Raw genomic sequence first — 19506 nt, 5'->3', positions numbered from 1 at the left:
AGAGCACTGTTTCGGCTAGGGGGTCATCCCGACTTACCAAACCGATGCAAACTCCGAATACCTGGAAGTGCCGAGCATGGGAGACACACGGCGGGTGCTAACGTCCGTCGTGAAAAGGGAAACAACCCAGACCGTCAGCTAAGGTCCCAAAGTCATGGTTAAGTGGGAAACGATGTGGGAAGGCTTAGACAGCTAGGAGGTTGGCTTAGAAGCAGCCATCCTTTAAAGAAAGCGTAATAGCTCACTAGTCGAGTCGGCCTGCGCGGAAGATGTAACGGGGCTCAAACCATGCACCGAAGCTACGGGTATCACTTAGGTGATGCGGTAGAGGAGCGTTCTGTAAGCCTGTGAAGGTGAGTTGAGAAGCTTGCTGGAGGTATCAGAAGTGCGAATGCTGACATGAGTAACGACAATGGGTGTGAAAAACACCCACGCCGAAAGACCAAGGTTTCCTGCGCAACGTTAATCGACGCAGGGTTAGTCGGTCCCTAAGGCGAGGCTGAAAAGCGTAGTCGATGGAAAACAGGTTAATATTCCTGTACTTCCGGTTATTGCGATGGAGGGACGGAGAAGGCTAGGCCAGCTTGGCGTTGGTTGTCCAAGTTTAAGGTGGTAGGCCGAGATCTTAGGTAAATCCGGGATCTCAAGGCCGAGAGCTGATGACGAGTTGCCTTTAGGCGACGAAGTGGTTGATGCCATGCTTCCAAGAAAAGCTTCTAAGCTTCAGATAACCGGGAACCGTACCCCAAACCGACACAGGTGGTTGGGTAGAGAATACCAAGGCGCTTGAGAGAACTCGGGTGAAGGAACTAGGCAAAATGGCACCGTAACTTCGGGAGAAGGTGCGCCGGTGAGGGTGAAGGACTTGCTCCGTAAGCCCATGCCGGTCGAAGATACCAGGCCGCTGCGACTGTTTATTAAAAACACAGCACTCTGCAAACACGAAAGTGGACGTATAGGGTGTGACGCCTGCCCGGTGCCGGAAGGTTAATTGATGGGGTTAGCTAACGCGAAGCTCTTGATCGAAGCCCCGGTAAACGGCGGCCGTAACTATAACGGTCCTAAGGTAGCGAAATTCCTTGTCGGGTAAGTTCCGACCTGCACGAATGGCGTAACGATGGCGGCGCTGTCTCCACCCGAGACTCAGTGAAATTGAAATCGCTGTGAAGATGCAGTGTATCCGCGGCTAGACGGAAAGACCCCGTGAACCTTTACTATAGCTTTGCACTGGACTTTGAATTTGCTTGTGTAGGATAGGTGGGAGGCTTTGAAGCGTGGACGCCAGTTCGCGTGGAGCCATCCTTGAAATACCACCCTGGCAACTTTGAGGTTCTAACTCAGGTCCGTCATCCGGATCGAGGACAGTGTATGGTGGGTAGTTTGACTGGGGCGGTCTCCTCCCAAAGAGTAACGGAGGAGTACGAAGGTGCGCTCAGACCGGTCGGAAATCGGTCGCAGAGTATAAAGGCAAAAGCGCGCTTGACTGCGAGACAGACACGTCGAGCAGGTACGAAAGTAGGTCTTAGTGATCCGGTGGTTCTGTATGGAAGGGCCATCGCTCAACGGATAAAAGGTACTCCGGGGATAACAGGCTGATACCGCCCAAGAGTTCATATCGACGGCGGTGTTTGGCACCTCGATGTCGGCTCATCACATCCTGGGGCTGAAGCCGGTCCCAAGGGTATGGCTGTTCGCCATTTAAAGTGGTACGCGAGCTGGGTTTAGAACGTCGTGAGACAGTTCGGTCCCTATCTGCCGTGGACGTTTGAGATTTGAGAGGGGCTGCTCCTAGTACGAGAGGACCGGAGTGGACGAACCTCTGGTGTTCCGGTTGTCACGCCAGTGGCATTGCCGGGTAGCTATGTTCGGAAGAGATAACCGCTGAAAGCATCTAAGCGGGAAACTTGCCTCAAGATGAGATCTCACTGGAGCCTTGAGCTCCCTGAAGGGCCGTCGAAGACTACGACGTTGATAGGTCGGGTGTGTAAGCGCTGTGAGGCGTTGAGCTAACCGATACTAATTGCCCGTGAGGCTTGACCATATAACACCCAAGCAATTTGCTGACGCAGATGGCGGTGGTGAAGACGCAACAGCCGAAGATTCGCAAGACCACAAATGCACATATCCGAATTGACTGGAGTGTCCAACAGGACGTTCTGGTAACAGAATTTCTTGACGACCATAGAGCATTGGAACCACCTGATCCCATCCCGAACTCAGCAGTGAAACGATGCATCGCCGATGGTAGTGTGGGGTTTCCCCATGTGAGAGTAGGTCATCGTCAAGATTCATTTCGCAAAACCCCTATCTGCGCGAGCAGGTAGGGGTTTTGTCTTTTCCGGGGTTTGAAGGGCAGGGCTGCACCCTCAGCTGCCGAGCTGGTCTGTCTCTGTGGGAGCGGCCTTGTGTCGCGATGGGCTGCGCAGCGGCCCCCTAGCAGGACATAAAAGCCTCGCGGCCCTGTCCATGGTCCGGTGGCGTAGAGCTCGCCCTACATTCGGGCGGGAGTCACCCCCGCGCCAGCTCCGTCAGATGCGCTGCCGCTTCCTCGCTTTTGAGTACCAGTACATCGCTCTCCAGCGAATCGAGCACCACCTCAGCGGTATTGCCGATCAAGGCTCCGGAAATGCCGGCACGTGCCACAGTGCCGATCACCGTCACCACGGCATCGTATTTCTTGGCGGTGAAGGGGATCAGCACGTCTGCAGGCCCTTCGGCGATATGCAAGCGTTCATCGCTGATATCGAACTCAGCCTGGAATGCGCTGCATTCCTCACGATAGCGTTGTTCGATGCTTTCCTTGAGCTGGTACACCGGGTCTGCTGACGAAAGCATGGGCGAGGGGTGGGCACTGATCACGTGCAACTCGCCCTTGGCCAACGCGGCTATGTCATAGCCATGGTCGATGATATTGGCATGCAGCAGACGATGGGCTTCATCATGGTTACCCACATCGATGGCTGCCAATATCACGCCACCGGTCCATGGGCGTTCGGTTTTGACCATCAGCACTGCGCACGGGCACTGGCGCAGCAGTTTCCAGTCGCTTGGGGTCAGCAATGCTTTTTTCAGCGGATTATCCGGGCGATGTTCCTTTATCACCAGTTCACAGCCTTCGGCTTGCTGCACAGCGACGATCGATTCGTGCAAGGTGTCATGCCAGGCCTGTTCCTGGGTGACATTGTCATAACCATCATCATGTAGCTGACTGCAGAGCAGGCTGAGCAGGGCGCTGTGGTCTTGCTTCTTGTCGCACATCAGCAAGTGCAGGCGTGCGCCGGTGACGCCCGCAATCAGTTTGGCCCTGGTCAGGGCACGGCTATGGGCGTGCTCGGGATCGAGGACGACGAGAATGCTGCGGACGGTTTGCATGGACGAGTGCTCCCTTTGGAAATGACGGCCAATGCCTGACTATAGTCGGCGCCCCTCTGAGCGTAGTTTGATACACATCAAAGCATAGCCACTGGTGATCGGCGTCGCCCCCGGTATAATCGCCGGTCCTGCCGATGGCCTGTGTTTGTGAGTTTATGTACCTGACTGCTGAAATCGACGCCTTCCTGGGTTGCCGCACCCCTGATGCCTGGATCGAGGCGGCGCTTGCCGACCAGGAAACCCTGCTGATTGACCACAAGAACTGCGAGTTCAAGGCGGCTAGCACGGCCTTGAGCCTGATCGCCAAGTACAATACCCATCTCGACTTGATCAACATGATGTCGCGCCTGGCCCGGGAAGAGCTGGTGCACCATGAACAGGTGCTGCGTTTGATGAAGCGACGCAAGGTCCCACTGCGTCCGGTCTCGGCAGGGCGTTATGCCTCCGGCCTGCGCCGACTGGTGCGCGCCCATGAGCCCGTCAAGCTGGTGGATACCCTGGTGGTTGGCGCATTCATCGAAGCGCGCAGCTGTGAGCGTTTCGCCGCGTTGGTGCCACACTTGGACGAAGAACTGGGCAAGTTCTACCACGGCCTGCTCAAGAGCGAGGCGCGCCATTACCAGGGTTATCTGAAGTTGGCCCACCAGTATGGTGACGAAGCGGACATCGCCCGTGTCGTGGAACAGGTAAGGGAGGCCGAAGCAGAGTTGATTTCGACACCGGACAACGAGTTCCGCTTCCACAGCGGTATTCCTGTCCTGAAATGAAGTAAAAGGAAGCGGGCGCAATGCCCGCTCCCTGTGATGTACCAGGGGACGTACTAGGGTTAGTTGCGCCGCCCCAGCAGCAGCCCCACCACCAGCCCGAGCCCTGCGGAAATGGCCACCGTTTGCCACGGATGATCGCCGATATACTCCTGAGTAGCTTCGACCACCGGTTGTGCCTTGCTGCGCACGCCATTGACCGCATCGCGGGCCTGGCTCAGTTTCAGACTGATCTGGGCGCGCAAGGTCTCGGCTTCTTCGCCGACCAGCGATGCACTGTCGTTCAGCAGCTTTTCCGACTCTTCGATCAACGCCTGCAACTCGCTGAACGCTTGATCCTTGATCTGTTCGCTTTCGGTTTGCACGGTGGTTTTCCTGGCCATGGACGCGTCCTCGTAGGGATGATGGTAATGAGCAGTGGATGCCGGCGGGTCTGGAAAGTTGCAGCGGCGTACCGAACGGTGACCGCTACAGTGTAAGATAGCCCCCATTTTCCAGCGGTAGGAACATCCCCATGAGTTTCAATCTGGCCAACAGGAGCTTCGCCGAACGCGCGCAGATCGAATCAGAGAAGGCCCGCCTGTTCGAGCTCTGGCAGAACAACCTCGGCAAGGCCAAGGGCGAAGCAGCCCGGCTGATTTCCGAGAAACCCCGGCGCAAAGGCAAGTGGGCCGAATGGGTCCGGGCTGAGCTGGACGGCATGTCCCCGCCCGAATACGCCAACATGGTGCGCAGTGAAGTCAATAAACTGATGGCAGCCGCGAACAACGCCAGCAGGTAGTTCAAGCAAACATCTCCAGGGCTGCTGCCCCAGACTTCACCACGTGGAACTGCCGCCTTGGGGCAGGTCCAGTTTTCCGCGGTCGGTGAAGCGTACGGTGCCCAAAGGGCCGCTCGCCAGCTTGCCCCGCAGCACGTAGGGCAGACCCTGCAGTGACTCCAGGCGACTCAGGCCATAGGCCTGGCGCAGCACGGCAAATGCCGTGACGCTCACCGGCACCACCAGCACCTGCTCGTCATAACGGTCGATACGCCCTTGCTGGTCGCTGACCCCAGCGGCCAGCTGTTGGCCATTAACTTCTAGATTGAGCGCGATGCCGTTGTAGTCGATCGGGGTTTCATTGGGGTTCTGTACGCGGATCTTCACTGCCATGCGCAACTCCAGTTCCTGGCCGGGCAGTGGCTCGATGCCGATCACGCTGATGTTCAGCGGATCACGGGCCTGGAACAGGGAGCAGGCATTCAGGCCGCCGGCCAGCAGCAGGAGCAGGCAGAAGCGGATGAAGCGGTGCAGTGGTACGGGCATGTGGGCAGGCCTTGACGAGAGGGGGACGTCGAGTGTGGCAAATGCACGGCGACGTTGAAAGTGCGGGCCATAATGAAAGATACTGTTTCTCATTAACGCCCGATAATTCCTCTTACTGGCCTTCCACTTATTCATGCTGACGTCCCCCGTGTCCGGTCTGCTGGCAAGCTTCCAGGAGCACTATGATGACCTGCTACAGTTCCTGACCCGGCGCATGAACGATCGTCAGCGCGCAGCCGACGTCGCCCAGGAAACCTACCTCAAGCTGGTCAAGATCGAGCAGCAGGCGGTACCGGTGCTGCATGCGCGCAGTTTCATCTTCCGTGTCGCTGGCAACCTGGCGATCGATGCCCTGCGCCGGGAGCAACGCCAGGCAGCCAACCTCGGCGACAGCGAGTTGGCGGGGGAGGTAGCCTGTCCGGCTCCGGCACCCGAGGCGGCATTACTGGCCAGCGAACGCCTGGAGATGCTCGACGAGGCCCTCCTGCAACTTTCCGACAATGCCCGCCAGGCCTTGCTGCTCAACCGCATCGAAGGCCTGACCCAGGCGCAGATCGCACAACGGTTGGGCGTTTCCGACAGCATGGTGGCAAAATACATCGGCCAGGCCTTGCGCCATTGCCGCGACTGGCTCAAACACAACCATGACTGATGCCCTTGCCATGTCCGTGCCGCAGCCGATGAGCGACTTGTCCGATGATGCCCTCGATTGGCAGGTGCTGCTGCACTCCGGCAGTGCCACGGCCAGCGACCGTGAGCGCTACCTGCGCTGGTGCCAGCTGAGCCCGGCCCATGGCGAGGCGGCCCGTGAGGCAGAAGCCTTGTGGCAGGATATCGGCCAGACCAACAGCGCCCATGCCTTTCGAGCACCTTCGGCACCGCGTCGGCGACGTTGGGGCACGGCGCTGGCTGCTTGCCTGGTGTTGGCGGTGGCAGGCTACAGCGGCTGGCAACAGGCACCGGCCTGGCTGGCTGACTACCACACCAGTGTCGGTCAGCGGCAGAGCATCACCCTGGCGGATGGTTCGCGGGTCACCCTCAACAGCGGCAGCGCCCTGTCGGTCGCCTTCAGCGACAGCCAGCGCAAGGTCGTGCTCAAGGCCGGCGAGGCCCTGTTCGAGACCGCCAGCGATCCCCGTCCCTTTGTCGTCGATGCGGGAGGCGAGCCCGTGCAGGGTGACATGGCTGTGTTCAGCGTACGTCGCCAGGCTCAGGGCAACACGGTGGTGCTAGCCCAAGGCGAGGCCCGGGTCGGCGAGCGGCGGCTGCAGGCGTCGCCCGATGCCCGGGCCTTGACCGCCTGGCAGCGTGGCAAGCTGATCTTCAATGGCAAACCGCTGGCCGAAGTGCTGGCAGAACTCGAGCGCTACCAGCACGGGCGCATCCTCATTTCCGATCCGAAGCTGGCGGCGCTGAAGGTCAGTGGCGTGTTCGATCTCAATGACCCCGAAGGGCTGCTGCGTACTTTGGAGCAGCGGTATGCCCTGAAAGTGACCTACCTGCCTTGGCTGGCAGTGGTCTACTGACACCCGGGGCTTGCAGTCTCAGCATCCACGCAGCGGTCCTGAAGTCGACATCCGAAAAATCTGAAAAAAATTCTAACCGGCACTGCAAGTTCCTAAGTGCCAGATCGTCGTAGTGAGACTGATCAGCAACCTATTCTCATTTACGACTTGTCTGGATGCTTATTGTGAAGGCTACGCTCAAGCCCCTGCACCGCTGTGGCGGTTATTTCAAACATGCCCTGTTGTCTTGCACTGCCGTTGCCACGCTGGCCGGTCCATTGCTGGTCCAGGCGGCCACGCCTGCCGTGGATGCCAGTGTTCAGGCGCGCCAGGTCCAGGTGGACCTGCCCGCCCAGTCCCTCGACCAAGCCCTGACCGAGTTTGCCGACCAGGCTGGACTGCACTTGCTGTACACCACCAGTGATGTGGCCGGCTTGCAGAGCCAGGCCCTGATCGGCAACTACAGCATCGAACAAGCCTTGCAGCAGCTGCTGGCCGGCAGCGGCATGAGTTGGCGCTTCAGCGACAGCAAGACCGTGATCTTGCGCAAGGCCCAGCCGGCGACGCAGAGCGTCAACCTCAAGCCGATCGAGGTCAGCGTGGCCTCGCGCACCAGCACCGCGATCAGCGAGATCCCCGGCACTGTCTGGGTGGTCGACCAGCAGCAGTTGCGTGAGCAGATCGACAGTGGCGTGAGTCTCAAGGAGGCCATCGGCAAGCTGGTGCCCGGTCTGGATTTGGCACCGGAAGGGCGTACCAACTACGGCCAAAACATGCGTGGCCGCAATGTCCTGGTGATGATCGACGGCGTCAGCCAGAACAGTTCGCGCGGCCTATCGCGCCAGTTCGACAGCATCTCGCCGTTCAACGTCGAGCGGGTCGAGGTGCTGTCGGGTGCCAGCGCTATCTATGGTGGCGGTGCCACCGGCGGCATCATCAACATCGTGACCAAGAAAGGTGAGGCTGGCCCTGCCCGGTTCGAGACCCAGTTGGGGGCCAGCAGTGGCTTCAACAACAGTGACGACCTGGCCACTCGCATTGCCCAGTCGATCAGCGGCGGCAACGAACGGGTCAACGCACGCCTGGGCATTTCGGCTGAACAGAACGAGGCCTTCTACGATGGGGCCGGGGATCAGATTTTCATCGACAACACCCAGACCGACCTGCAATACAACCGCACCATCGATGTGCTCGGCAGCCTTGGCATCAAGCTCACCGATGAGCAGAGCCTGGACTTCCTGGCCCAATACTATGACTCCGGCAACCATGGCAGCACCGGCATCTATTTTCCCAACCTGAACCACAACGCGCCTTCGGATCTGGAAGACGCCGAGCTGCGCAGCGGCTACTCCTCGGACCTGGAGCCGCGCACCCGGCGCCTGCTCCTCAATGCCAACTACCATCACGCCGACGTACTGGGCCAGGACTTCTACCTGCAGGCCTCGTACCGTAAGGAAGACGACAACTTCTATCCGTTCCCTTACTACAACAGCGGCACGCCGACCGGGTCGCGCGGGGTGTACTTCGCTGCCTCGCAGCAAAACTTCGAGGTCAGCAGTCTCAAGGCGCTGTTCGCCAAGCAGTGGGATACGCTCAAGCTGACTTATGGTGTCGACCTGGATCGTGAACGTTTCAATGCCGAGCAGACCACCTTCGACGCCCTGACTTCGTCCGAGAGCGGTGGCTTGGACCTGGTCAAGCAAAGCAAGGCGCCGCGTTATCCCAGCTACCGCGTTGACGGTGTTTCGGCCTACGCTCAGCTGGACTGGCGGGTGACCGACAACCTGACCCTGTCCGGTGGCGCCCGGCGCCAGCAGATGGACGTGGACGTCAGCGACTTCAAGGGCGTGCCGGGCGGGAGCAACGACTACCAGGTCAATCTGTTCAATATCGGCGCCATCTATGACTTCAAGAATGGCCACCAAGTGTGGACCAACTACGGCGAAGGTTTCGACCTGCCGGACCCCGCCAAGTACTACGGCAAGCCGGGCCTGAGCGTCGAAGACAACCCGCTGGCCGGGATCAAGAGCCGCCAGGTCGAGCTGGGCTGGCGCTATGCCGACCTGGACTGGGATGCCCAGGCGGCGGTGTACTACATCTGGTCGGACAAGGTCATCACCACTGATTCGGCGACCTTGACCATCGATGTCGAAGAGCAGAAGAGCCGTGACTTCGGCTTCGAGGGTGCCTTGACCCGTCACTTCCAGAGCGGCTGGGAGGCCGGCGGTAGCCTGCACTTGGTGCGTTCGGAAGAGGAAGATGCCGACGGTGACTGGATCAAGCGCGATGCTCGCTACGCCTCGCTGTCCAAGTCCACCGCTTTCGTCGGCTGGAAGGGCGATGGGCGCAGCGCACGCCTGCAGGCCAACCATGCCTTCACCTTGAAGGACGATGCCGACCACAAGATCAGCGGCTACACCACCTTCGACCTGTTGGGCAGTCAAGATACCCGTTTCGGCACCTTCAGCGCCGGTATCCAGAACCTGCTGGACAAGCAGTACAGCACTGTCTGGGGCCAGCGTGCGACGTTGTTCTATTCACCGACCTATGGGCCGGCCTACCTCTATGACTACCAGGGACGCGGGCGTACCTACACCCTGACCTGGAACCTGGCCTACTGATTCAGCTGAAGGCCGCCAGCAGGTCGTCATTGAATGCCTGCTGGGCCTCGCTCGGAACCTGGGCTCGGTGGCGGGCGAGGGTGAAGGGCACGCTGAAGTCCAGGGCGGGGTCGAGCGCGCGCAGCAATCCCCGCTCAACCCAGGGCTCGGCGGCGTGGCAAGGCAGGTAGCCGATGTGCCGGCCAGAGAGGATGAAGGTCAGGGCGCTGTCGATCTGTTCGGCCAGTGCCGAGCTCTGACGGCTCTGGAAGGGTTCGCCGCTTTTGAGGAAACGGTAGGGGTGGCGTACCTGGTCGGTATCGAGCAACTGCTCAGGGTCGATCTCGGGGCAGTCGAACAATGGGTGGCCGGGAGCGCAGAACAAGCGCTGGGTCTCCTCGAACAACGGTTGGTAATCGAAGGCCGCCTGGCTGCCGGAGAAGTAGCTGATCGCCAGGTCCAGGCGCTGTTCCAGCAGCAAGCGTTCCATCTCTGCCGGCGGCGCGCTGATCAGCTCCAGTTGCACTGACTCCTCGCGCTGGCGAAAGCACTCGATGGCCTTTGCCAGGCGCAGGGTGATCGCACTGTCCTGGTTCTCCGCGATGCCGATGCGCACCCGGCCAAGCAGGCGGCCCGCCACGCCATTGGCCTGGCGCCGGAAGCTCTCGATCTGCACCAGCAGTTCGCGGGTCGCCTTGAGCAGCACTTCACCCTTTGCTGTCAGACGGAATCCGCTCTTGCCCCTGCTGCACAAGCGGTACCCCAGGCGAGTCTCCAGGCGTGCCATCTGCTGGCTGATACTTGGCTGGCTCAAGCCCAGCACGCCTTGGGCGGCGCTGAAGCCACCGGCCTCGACTACAGTGACGAACAGCCGCAGCAGGTGCAGGTCGGGGTCGTGCAGTTGTCCGAGCATCACACATTGCTCCTGATGAATGTCAGCTTGAGTGACTTGCCATTTTTGTAATGTACCTCGCCAGGCATGCTGTCGGTATCCGCCCACTCAAGAGGTGTCCGATATGCGCCTGTCGCTGTGTGTTCTGTCCCTGGTGTTGGCCTTGCCGGCCATGGCCGAGGACAAGGTCGTCAACCTGTACAGTTGGGCCGATTACGTTGCCCCTGAAACCTTGCAGCGCTTCGAGCAGGAAACCGGCTACAAGGTGCGCTACGACACCTTCGACACCACCGAAGTCCTGGAAACCAAGCTGCTCACCGGCGGCAGCGGCTATGACGTGGTGGTGCCGTCCTCCACGGTACTGGCCCGAGCCCTGACAGCGGGGGCCTTGCAGCCCTTGAACGCCCAGGCCATGCCGGGTTATGCCAACCTCGACCAGGACCTGCTCGGCAAGCTGGCCGAGGTCGACCCCGGCAACCAGTACGCCGTGCCTTACACCTGGGGGACTCTCGGCCTGGGCGTGAACGTGGAGGCTGTACGCCAGCGCTTGGGCGATGTGCCGTTGGACAGCCTCGACCTGTTGTTCAAGCCCGAATACGCCAGCAAGCTCAAGGCCTGCGGGATCGCCATGCCCGACTCGCCCCAGGAAGTGATCGGCCTGACCCTGCATTACCTGGGCAAGGACCCCTACAGCCAGGACAAGGTCGACCTCGACGCGGCCCAAGCCTTGCTAAGGCAGTTGCAACCTTCGATCAGCTATGTGGCCAACGGTCGGCAGATCAACGACCTGGCCAACGGCAGCGTGTGTCTGGCGCTGACCTACAACGGCGATGCGGCGATGGCTGCCGACCAGGCCCAGCGTGCCGGCAAACCATTCGAGGTGGTCTATCGCATTCCCCGTGAAGGCACTCTGGTCTGGCAGGACAACCTGGTGATTCCCAAGGATGCGCCGCATCCCGAGGCGGCCCGGGCCTTCATCGCCTTCATGCTGCGGCCCGACTCGGTGGCGGCGTTGACCAACACGCTGTTTTTCGCCAATGCCAACCACGCGGCCACGGCCCTGGTGGATGAAGCGGTGCGCAACGACCCGGACATCTACCCCTCCGCTGAAGTACGTCAGCGCCTGTATGCCGACCGCAGCATGGCCCTGTCCGACCTGCGCCAGCGCAACCGCCTGTGGACGGCGTTCCGTAGCCGCCAGTAACCCATGACGCCAAAGACAAAAAGGAGCTAGACCGTGGAGCACGCCCAGAACAACGACCAGGCATTGACCCGCGACAGCCTGTACGGCACGGCTGCGGAAAGCACCTACGCCGGCATCACCAGTTTTTCCAGGCGCCGCTACAGCCGAGATCTGCGCGGTGTGGATGTGGTGGTGAGCGGCGTGCCGTTCGACACCGCCACCAGCAACCGCCCTGGAGCGCGCTTCGGGCCGCGGGCGATCCGCGCAGCGTCGGTGCAACAGGCCTGGGCCCGGCATTGGCCCTGGGATTTCGACCCATTCGACCATCTGGCGGTGACCGACTACGGCGATTGCGCTTTCGATTCGGGCCTGCCACAGACGGTTCCGGACAGCATCGAAGCCCATGCCTCGTGGATCCTCGACGCTGGTTGCGCGATGCTGACCTTGGGGGGCGACCATTTCATCAGCTACCCGCTGCTAAAGGCCCATGCCCGGCGCCATGGCCCCCTGGCGTTGATCCATTTCGACGCGCACAGTGACACTTGGCCGGACGAGGAGGGCAAGCGCATCGACCACGGCACCATGTTCTGGCATGCCGCCCGCGAGGGGCTGGTGGACCCTGCACGTTCGGTACAGGTCGGCCTGCGAACCACCAACGATGACAGCCAAGGCTTCGCCATCCTCGATGCGCGGCAGGTCCATCGCCAAGGCACCGAGGCGGTAATCGCGGCTATCCGCCAGCGGGTGGGCGACCATCCGGTGTACCTGACCTTCGATATCGATTGCCTTGACCCGGCGTACGCCCCCGGCACCGGCACGCCGGTGTGCGGAGGCCTGACTACGGTCCAGGCATTGGAAATCCTCGGTGGACTGCGGGGTATCAACCTGGTGGGCATGGATTTGGTGGAGGTGGCGCCGGCCTATGACCATGCCGATATCACCGCCTTGGCCGGGGCGTCCCTGGCGATGGAGATGCTCTGTCTGTATGCCGCGCGCCACAAGGTTGACCGGGCTGGCTAACGGCTATGCTGTAACATCAGGAATTATCTCCGGGGCAAATCGGGGTTTTGCTGCGAACCTGTCGCGCCGTAGGCTATCCAACGCTTGGATGCGTCTTTTCGCGCAGGAGGTGAAGCATGAATCCTACACTGCCGGCCTTTGTCATCGGACTGCTGCTATGCGCCAACGTGCAAGCGGCACCGCCAGCAGCGTCGCCGCCGCTTCTGGCGGCCAGCGACAGCAACAACCCCTACAACAGCCCGATCCAACGTGCCAACCCCAACAGCCGTCAGGGCAGCGTCCCGGCTACGCCGCCGGTACGGGGGCCTTCGACCCAGCCCAACCCGCGGCCACCGACCCTGGACAACCGCGGCATCGGCAATGGTGAAAATCTGCGCCGAGAACAACAGGCCCCACGCCTGGAACCCATCCGGCCGCCTCGCGACTCGCAACGCGCGCCGTGATCCTCGTCCTCCTACTGGAAGGAACCATGCATGATTCCACGTACCTGGTTGACCACCCTTGCCGCTGCGGCCCTTGTACCGGTGCTGGCGCAGGCGGCCTCTGAGCAGGTGTTTCCCAGCGAAGAGGGGCAACTGACCGTCAGCACCGTCGCCGACGGCCTGCGCAACCCTTGGGCCTTGGCCTTTTTGCCCGACGGGCAGGGCATGCTGGTAACCGAGCGCCCGGGCAACCTGCGAATCGTCAATGCAGAGGGCAAAGTCGGTCCAGCCATCAATGGCGTGCCCAAGGTCTGGGCCACGGGCCAGGGGGGCTTGCTGGATGTAGTGCTGTCACCCGACTTCAAGCGGGACCGCACGGTCTACCTGTCTTATGCCGAAGAAGGCGAGAACGGCAAGGCCGGTACCGCGGTCGGCCGTGGGCAACTGTCGGAAGACCTTGCCCGGCTGGAGAACTTCAACGTGATCTTCCGCCAGGAGCCCAAGCTCTCCGATGGCAACCATTTTGGCTCGCGCCTGGTATTCGATCGCGATGGCTTCCTGTTCATCGCCCTGGGCGAGAACAACCAGCGGCCGACCTCCCAGGACCTGGACAAGCTGCAGGGCAAGGTCGTACGCATTCTGCCCGATGGAGAGGTGCCCAAGGACAACCCTTTCGTCGGGCAGAAGGACGTACGCTCGGAGATCTGGTCGTTCGGCCATCGCAACCAGCAAGGTGCGGCGCTCAACCCCTGGACCGGCAAACTCTGGACCCACGAGCATGGTCCGCGTGGCGGCGACGAGATCAACATACCGGAGCCCGGCAAGAACTACGGGTGGCCGATCGCTACCCATGGCATCAACTACTCGCTGCTGCCGATCCCCGAAGCCAAGGGCAAGCATGTCGACGGTATGGTCGATCCGCACCATGTCTGGGAAAAGTCCCCGGCCATCAGTGGCATGGCTTTCTACGACAATCCCCGGTTCAAGGCCTGGGATCACAACCTGTTCATCGGCGCGCTGGCGACCCAGGAGTTGATTCGCCTGCAACTGGACGGTGACAAGATCGTGCACGAAGAACGCCTGCTGGGTGACCTCAATGCACGTATCCGTGACGTGCGGGTCGGGCCGGATGGATTCCTCTATGTGCTGACCGACGCCAAGGATGGGGCCTTGCTCAAGGTGGGCCTGCAGGAGGAATAAGGGCTTTTGAGGTGAGCCGATGACGCTGCCTCGGCACTGTCTGGTGAAAGGCGCTCAAGCGGCGTACCCTTGCCCCTTTTCCTTGGGCCCCGGCATGACCTCCACCCCCCTGTCCCTCTACCGTCAGGCCGTCGAACACGACGGTTTCGTCGCCGACCCCGCGCAGCGCCAGGCTGTAGAGGCGCTGCAGGCTTGCTTTCAGGCGCTGCAGCGGGGCGGCCCGGCGCAGGGTGTCTACCTCTGGGGCCCCGTCGGGCGCGGTAAGACCTGGCTGATGGACCAGTTCTATCGCTGCCTCGCCGTACCCGCCCGCCGCCAGCATTTCCATCACTTCATGGCCTGGGTCCACCAGCGCCTGTTCCAGCTCAATGGCACCGCCGATCCGCTGCAGGCACTGGCCCGTGAGCTGGCCGGGCAGATCCGCATTCTGTGTTTCGATGAGCTGTTCGTCAGCGACATCGGCGACGCGATCATCCTTGGGCGCCTGTTCAACGTGCTGTTCGAGCAAGGTGTAATCCTTGTCGCTACCTCCAACCAGCCTCCCGCTCAGTTGTACAGCGATGGCTTCAACCGCGAGCGCTTCCTGCCGGCCATTGCTGCCATCGAGCGCAACATGCAGGTGCTGCCGGTGGCCGGTGAGCAGGATCACCGCCTGCATCCGGGGGCGACGCGGCAACGCTACTGGGTGGCCGAAGCAGGGCAGCCCAGCGTCCTGGGGGAGGTGTTCCGGCAGTTGAGCCAGGCTGACCGCGGTACTGACCAGCCGCTGCTCATAGGCTCTCGCCAGGTACAGGTGGTACGGCGCAGCGACCAGGCTGTCTGGTGCCGTTTCGCCGATCTGTGCGAACAGCCGCTGGCGGCCATGGAGTTCATGGCCCTGTGTGATCGTTATCCAGCCATCTTGTTGGGCGAGGTGCCGGCCTTGGGCGGCGAGCAGCGGGCTGGCAAGATCGCCCGGGGCACCGAGGATGGCGCCCGCCGGGTAGAGGCCGGCGACCGTGAGTTGCCGGCCTTGTCGCCACGGGACGACAGCGTGCGGCGTTTCATCGCCCTGGTCGATGAATGCTACGACCGGCGAGTCGCCTTGTACCTGGAGGCCGAGGTTGCGCTGGATGCGCTCTACACTCAAGGGTATCTGGCGTTCCCGTTCCGGCGAACCCTGAGCCGGCTGCGGGAGATGCAACTGCAACGCTTCGCCTGAAGGAGTCGATCATGGAGCCGCTGTCGCATCATCTGCTTACCCAGGCCTACAACAATGGTTGGGCCAACCACCGCCTGTACAAGGCATGCCTGCAACTGAGCCAGGACGAGTTCGTCGCCCCGCGTTGCAGCTTTTTCCCCTCGATCAAGGCCACCCTCAATCACCTGCTGACGGTGGACTGGTTCTATTTGCAGGCGCTTGAGTGCGAACAGCGTGGCGAGGCGCCTGATCCGGACGGAGAGCGTTTCTTCAACCCCGAGCAGCCCTTCGCCACCTGTGCCGACCTGCATGCCGAACAGGCGCAGGCCGATCACCGGCTGATTGCCTATTGCCAGCAATTGCGCGATGACCAGTTGCAGCGCTATGTCAGCATCGTGCGTCCGGACCGCCTACAGCGCGAACAGCGCCTGCGCCTGCTGTCACACTTGTTCGAGCACCAGATCCACCACCGTGGCCAGGTCCACGCCATGCTCAGCGACACCACGGTGCGCCCGCCGCAGTTGGATGAGTTCTTCTGCGAGGAAGAGGCACACCTGAGGGCTGACGATTTCGCCGAGTTGGGCTGGACCGAGGCGCAGGTCTGGGGCCGTTAGCGGCTCAGCCAGTCGATCAGTGCCTGGTGGAAGCGCTGCGGTTCCTCGATCTGCGGCGCGTGTCCCAGACCTTCGAAGGTGACCAGTTGGCCCTGGGGGATCAGCTTGGCCACCTGCGGGCCGAGCAACTTATAGTTGCCCAGGCGTGCCTTGACCTCGGGCGTGGCGATGTCGCTGCCGATGGCCGTGGTGTCCTTGTCGCCGATCAGCAGCAGTGTCGGCATCTTCAGATCCTTGAACTCGTAGGCGACCGGCTGGGTGAAGATCATGTCGTAGATCAGTGCCGAGTTCCATGCTACCGCCTCGTGCCCAGGCCCCTTGTTCAGGCCCACCAGCATTTGTACCCAGCGTTCGTACTCGGGCTTCCAACGTCCGGCGTAGTAGGTGTTGCGCTCATAGTTGCGCACCCCCTCGGCGTTCAGCTTGAGCTCGCGCTCATACCACTGGTCCACGGTGCGGTAGGGCACGCCCAGGGCCTTCCAGTCTTCCAGGCCGATGGGGTTGACCATGGCCAGGCGCTCTACCTGCTGTGGATAGAGCAGGGCATAGCGGGTGGCGAGCATGCCGCCGGTGGAGTGGCCTAGGACGATGGCTTGCTTCACCCCCAGGTGCTCGAGCAAGGCGTGGGTATTGTGCGCCAGCTGCTGGAAGCTGTACTGGTAATGCGGGGGCTTGCTGGAGGTGCAGAAGCCGATCTGGTCGGGGGCGATGACCCGGTAGCCGGCCTCGCTCAGGGCATCGATGGTGCTTTCCCAGGTGGCGGCGCAGAAGTTCTTGCCATGCATCAGCACCACGCTGCGGCCATTGGCCTTGCCCTTGGCGGGCACGTCCATATAGCCCATCTGCAGGGCTTGGCCCTGGGACTGGAAGTCGAAATGTTCGAGCGGATGAGGGTAGTCGAAGCCTTCCAGTTGCGCGCCGTAGGTCGGCGCTTCGGCGGCGAAAACAGGGCTGGCGAGCAGGCAGGTCAGGGCCAGGGCGGTCAGGCGTGGCATCAGGTGCTCCAGGTAGGGGGCAAAGACCCGACTCTAGCAGCCTGGGCTCAGCCTTGCAGCCAGCCCAGGGTCAGCAGGGCCAGGACCAGGTAGCGTCCACCCTTGGCCAGGGTGACCAACAGCACGAAGCGCCAGAAGGGCTCGCGCATGATCCCGGCGATCAGGGTCAGCGGGTCGCCGATTATCGGCATCCAGCTCAACAGCAGTGACCATTGCCCCCAGCGCTGGTAGCGCTGTTGGGCGCGTTGCAGTTGCGCTGCGCTGAAGGGGAACCAGCGCCGCTCGCGCAGGTGTTCGATGGCCCGGCCCAGCAGCCAGTTGACGATGGACCCGAGCACGTTGCCGAGGGTGGCGACCAGCAGCAGGATCACCACGGCATCGGGTTGGCGCAGCAGCAGGCCGACCAGCACCGCCTCCGACTGCAACGGCAGCAGGGTGGCGGCGCCAAAGGCGCTGAGAAACAGCGCCCATAAGCTCAGCATCCGTGGCGGGTCAGTAGCTGGCCACCACTTCGTCCTTGCCATCCTCGGTCAAGCCAATGACTTGGTAAGGGTCCTTGTGGTCGCCCATCTCCATCCCTGGCGAGCCCATGGGCATGCCGGGTACGGCCAGGCCCTTGAGGTCGCTGCGCTGGGCCAGCAGCTTGACCTGCTCGGCCGGGACATGGCCCTCGATGAACTTGCCATCGATCACCCCGGTGTGGCACGAGGCCAGGCGCGGCGCCACGCCCAGGCGTTGCTTCACCTCACTCATGTTGGGTTCGACATGATCGTTTACGGTAAAGCCGTTGTCGCGCAGGTGGCTGATCCATTTCTTGCAGCAGCCGCAGTTGGGGTCACGGTAGACGTCGATGGTCTGGCCGGCCTGGGCCAGGCTGGCGATGGCCAGCAGGCCGAGCGCGATCAGTTTTTTGTACAGCATGCAGGATTCCTCTGGATACGCAGGTACCGGGCCAGCGGTGAGTGCCGGCAGCATAGCTTAACCGGCTGCCGGGTGGTGCGGGGGCTGTTGGTATTGTAGACGCCTACACCTGTCAGCCACCTGAGCCTGGCATTACAGTTCTGTCAGCCAGGCAACTCGTCCGGGGTCAGGTCGCGCATCAGCAGGCCATAGCCCAGCGGCACCTGCTCCGGGATCGGCAGGTACACCACATGACCGTCACCGGGCGCCACCTCGATCGCTTGCTGCTGGCGGTCGCGCAGATGGTCCAGGTCGAAATGGTAGTTGCCGTGAGGGGTCATCAGCTCCAGTTGATCCCCCAGGGCGAAACGGTTCTTGACCTTGACCTCGGCCAGTCCATCGACCCGTTCGCCGGTGAGCTCGCCAACGAATTGCTGGCGCCCGGACACCGAGTTGCCACGCTGGTAGTTCTGGTATTCGTCGTGCACATGGCGGCGCAGGAAGCCTTCGGTGTAGCCGCGCTGGGCCAGTGATTCGAGGTTGAGCATCAGGCTGTGATCGAACGGGCGCCCGACCACGGCGTCGTCGATCGCCTGGCGGTAGGCTTGGGTGGCGCGTGCGCAGTAGAAATGCGACTTGGTCCGGCCTTCGATCTTCAATGAATGCACGCCCATGCGCGTCAGCCGCTCGACGTGCTGGATGGCGCGCAGGTCCTTGGCGTTCATGATGTAGGTGCCATGCTCGTCCTCGAAGGCCGGCATCTCTTCGCCAGGGCGGTTGCTCTCCTGCAGCAGGAACACCTGCTCGGTCGGTGCACCGATGCCCAGGGTCGGTTCCACTTCCCGGACGATGTCGCCGGCAGCGTTCTCCGTGGCCGGGGTGGCCTGGTAGCGCCAACGGCAGGCGTTGGTGCAGGTCCCCTGGTTAGCGTCGCGGCGGTTGAGGTAACCCGAGAGCAGGCAGCGCCCGGAATAGGCCATGCACAGCGCGCCATGGACGAAAACCTCCAGCTCCATCTGCGGCACTTTCTGGCGGACTTCTTCGATTTCTTCCAGCGACAGCTCGCGCGACAGGATGATCCGCGTCAGCCCCTGGCTGCGCCAGAACTCGACGCTGGCCCAGTTCACCGTATTGGCCTGCACCGAGAGATGGATGGGCATCTGCGGGAAGTGTTGGCGCACCAGCATGATCAGGCCCGGGTCGGACATGATCAGCGCGTCTGGCGCCATTTCGATCACTGGCGCCAGGTCCTTGAGAAAGGTCTTGAGCTTGGCATTGTGCGGGGCGATGTTGACCACCACGTAGAAGCGCTTGCCCATGGCATGGGCTTCGTTGATGCCCAGGGCCAGGTTGGCATGATCGAATTCATTGTTGCGCACCCGCAGGCTGTAGCGCGGCTGGCCGGCATAGACGGCATCGGCGCCATAGGCGAAGGCGTAGCGCATGGTCTTCAGAGTGCCGGCGGGGGCCAGCAGTTCGGGCTTGGCAAGTGGGGTCATGATCGCACCGGGGCAAAAGGCGCGGATGCTAAGGGTAAACGGCCAGGGCGTTGT

General features: G+C 61.8%; 18 protein-coding genes, 2 rRNA genes and 1 pseudogene (1 of these 21 only partly in view). 13 read left to right on the top strand and 8 right to left on the bottom strand.

Going from position 1 to position 19506, the window contains the following annotated elements:
• Together ACYU03_RS16895 and rrf are read left to right on the top strand one after the other, a co-directional pair.
• Window positions 1-2041, top strand: a 23S ribosomal RNA gene (locus ACYU03_RS16895); it begins 850 nt to the left of the window's first position.
• A 130-nt stretch (window positions 2042-2171) separates the two neighbouring features.
• Window positions 2172-2287 (top strand): 5S ribosomal RNA (gene rrf / locus ACYU03_RS16890).
• A 221-nt stretch (window positions 2288-2508) separates the two neighbouring features.
• On the opposite strand, the gene ACYU03_RS16885 is transcribed toward rrf, so the two are convergent.
• Complete coding sequence (locus tag ACYU03_RS16885) at window positions 2509-3372, bottom strand: universal stress protein (protein ID WP_461885784.1); 864 nt, start codon at window positions 3370-3372, stop codon at window positions 2509-2511.
• A 155-nt stretch (window positions 3373-3527) separates the two neighbouring features.
• Between ACYU03_RS16885 and ACYU03_RS16880 the strand changes: the two genes are divergently transcribed.
• Entirely contained in the window at window positions 3528-4139 is a 612-nt protein-coding gene (locus ACYU03_RS16880) for a MiaE family protein (RefSeq protein WP_461885783.1), read from the top strand.
• A gap of 59 nt (window positions 4140-4198) precedes the next feature.
• Here the strand turns inward: ACYU03_RS16880 and ACYU03_RS16875 are convergent, their stop codons facing one another.
• Window positions 4199-4519 carry an ElaB/YgaM/YqjD family protein gene (locus ACYU03_RS16875; protein WP_461885782.1) on the bottom strand — a complete coding sequence of 107 codons (321 nt, stop codon included), beginning with the start codon at window positions 4517-4519 and terminating at the stop codon, window positions 4199-4201.
• Window positions 4520-4650: 131 nt separating this feature from the next.
• On the opposite strand from ACYU03_RS16875, the gene ACYU03_RS16870 reads away from it, so the two are divergent.
• Window positions 4651-4917 carry a hypothetical protein gene (locus ACYU03_RS16870; protein ID WP_461885781.1) on the top strand — a complete coding sequence of 89 codons (267 nt, stop codon included), beginning with the start codon at window positions 4651-4653 and terminating at the stop codon, window positions 4915-4917.
• Between the two features lie 36 nt (window positions 4918-4953).
• Here ACYU03_RS16870 and ACYU03_RS16865 read toward each other — a convergent pair whose 3' ends face one another.
• On the bottom strand, window positions 4954-5442 hold the full coding sequence (locus tag ACYU03_RS16865) for an LEA/WHy family protein (RefSeq protein ID WP_461885780.1): 489 nt from the start codon (window positions 5440-5442) through the stop codon (window positions 4954-4956).
• 133 nt (window positions 5443-5575) lie between these two features.
• Between ACYU03_RS16865 and ACYU03_RS16860 the strand changes: the two are divergent.
• From ACYU03_RS16860 to ACYU03_RS16850, 3 genes and pseudogenes are all read left to right on the top strand, one after another.
• Window positions 5576-6082 (top strand): annotated as a pseudogene (locus ACYU03_RS16860) (RNA polymerase sigma factor); the annotation flags it as partial.
• Between the two features lie 4 nt (window positions 6083-6086).
• A complete protein-coding gene (locus ACYU03_RS16855) occupies window positions 6087-6968 on the top strand; it encodes a FecR family protein (protein WP_461885779.1) in 882 nt (293 codons plus the stop codon).
• Between the two features lie 155 nt (window positions 6969-7123).
• Window positions 7124-9568, top strand: coding sequence for a TonB-dependent receptor (locus ACYU03_RS16850; RefSeq protein ID WP_461885778.1), 2445 nt, complete (start codon window positions 7124-7126; stop codon window positions 9566-9568).
• A gap of 1 nt (window position 9569) precedes the next feature.
• Here ACYU03_RS16850 and ACYU03_RS16845 read toward each other — a convergent pair whose 3' ends face one another.
• A complete protein-coding gene (locus ACYU03_RS16845) occupies window positions 9570-10460 on the bottom strand; it encodes a LysR family transcriptional regulator (RefSeq protein ID WP_461885777.1) in 891 nt (296 codons plus the stop codon).
• 103 nt (window positions 10461-10563) lie between these two features.
• On the opposite strand from ACYU03_RS16845, the gene ACYU03_RS16840 reads away from it, so the two are divergent.
• The 6 genes from ACYU03_RS16840 (at window position 10564) to ACYU03_RS16815 (ending at window position 16058) form a co-directional block, all read left to right on the top strand.
• The gene (locus ACYU03_RS16840; RefSeq protein ID WP_461885776.1) at window positions 10564-11643 is read left to right on the top strand and encodes an extracellular solute-binding protein; all 1080 of its coding nucleotides are present in this window, start codon (window positions 10564-10566) and stop codon (window positions 11641-11643) included.
• A 33-nt stretch (window positions 11644-11676) separates the two neighbouring features.
• Complete coding sequence (gene speB, locus ACYU03_RS16835; RefSeq protein ID WP_461885775.1) at window positions 11677-12642, top strand: agmatinase; 966 nt, start codon at window positions 11677-11679, stop codon at window positions 12640-12642.
• A 116-nt stretch (window positions 12643-12758) separates the two neighbouring features.
• Entirely contained in the window at window positions 12759-13085 is a 327-nt protein-coding gene (locus ACYU03_RS16830) for a hypothetical protein (RefSeq protein ID WP_461885774.1), read from the top strand.
• Between the two features lie 30 nt (window positions 13086-13115).
• A complete protein-coding gene (locus tag ACYU03_RS16825) occupies window positions 13116-14264 on the top strand; it encodes a PQQ-dependent sugar dehydrogenase (RefSeq protein ID WP_461885773.1) in 1149 nt (382 codons plus the stop codon).
• Between the two features lie 94 nt (window positions 14265-14358).
• Window positions 14359-15465 carry a cell division protein ZapE gene (gene zapE / locus ACYU03_RS16820; protein WP_461885772.1) on the top strand — a complete coding sequence of 369 codons (1107 nt, stop codon included), beginning with the start codon at window positions 14359-14361 and terminating at the stop codon, window positions 15463-15465.
• An 11-nt stretch (window positions 15466-15476) separates the two neighbouring features.
• Window positions 15477-16058, top strand: a complete 582-nt coding sequence (locus ACYU03_RS16815) for a DinB family protein (RefSeq protein ID WP_461885771.1) — start codon at window positions 15477-15479, stop codon at window positions 16056-16058.
• On the opposite strand, the gene ACYU03_RS16810 is transcribed toward ACYU03_RS16815, so the two are convergent.
• The 4 genes from ACYU03_RS16810 to trhP all read right to left on the bottom strand — a co-directional run bounded on the left by ACYU03_RS16810 (window position 16055) and on the right by trhP (window position 19452).
• Window positions 16055-17053, bottom strand: a complete 999-nt coding sequence (locus ACYU03_RS16810) for an alpha/beta fold hydrolase (protein WP_461885770.1) — start codon at window positions 17051-17053, stop codon at window positions 16055-16057. The genes ACYU03_RS16815 and ACYU03_RS16810 overlap by 4 nt on opposite strands.
• A gap of 47 nt (window positions 17054-17100) precedes the next feature.
• A complete protein-coding gene (locus ACYU03_RS16805) occupies window positions 17101-17535 on the bottom strand; it encodes a YqaA family protein (RefSeq protein WP_461885769.1) in 435 nt (144 codons plus the stop codon).
• Window positions 17536-17545: 10 nt separating this feature from the next.
• Entirely contained in the window at window positions 17546-17974 is a 429-nt protein-coding gene (locus tag ACYU03_RS16800; protein ID WP_461885768.1) for a DUF411 domain-containing protein, read from the bottom strand.
• Window positions 17975-18117: 143 nt separating this feature from the next.
• Window positions 18118-19452: a prephenate-dependent tRNA uridine(34) hydroxylase TrhP gene (gene trhP, locus ACYU03_RS16795; RefSeq protein ID WP_461885767.1), complete on the bottom strand. Its 1335-nt coding sequence runs from the start codon at window positions 19450-19452 to the stop codon at window positions 18118-18120.
• Window positions 19453-19506: the final 54 nt, after the last annotated feature.

It is taken from the genome of Pseudomonas sp. X10, from assembly GCF_054889225.1.
The sequence above is the reverse complement of the archived record's forward strand: the minus strand, read 5'-3'. Positions and strand labels throughout refer to the sequence as shown.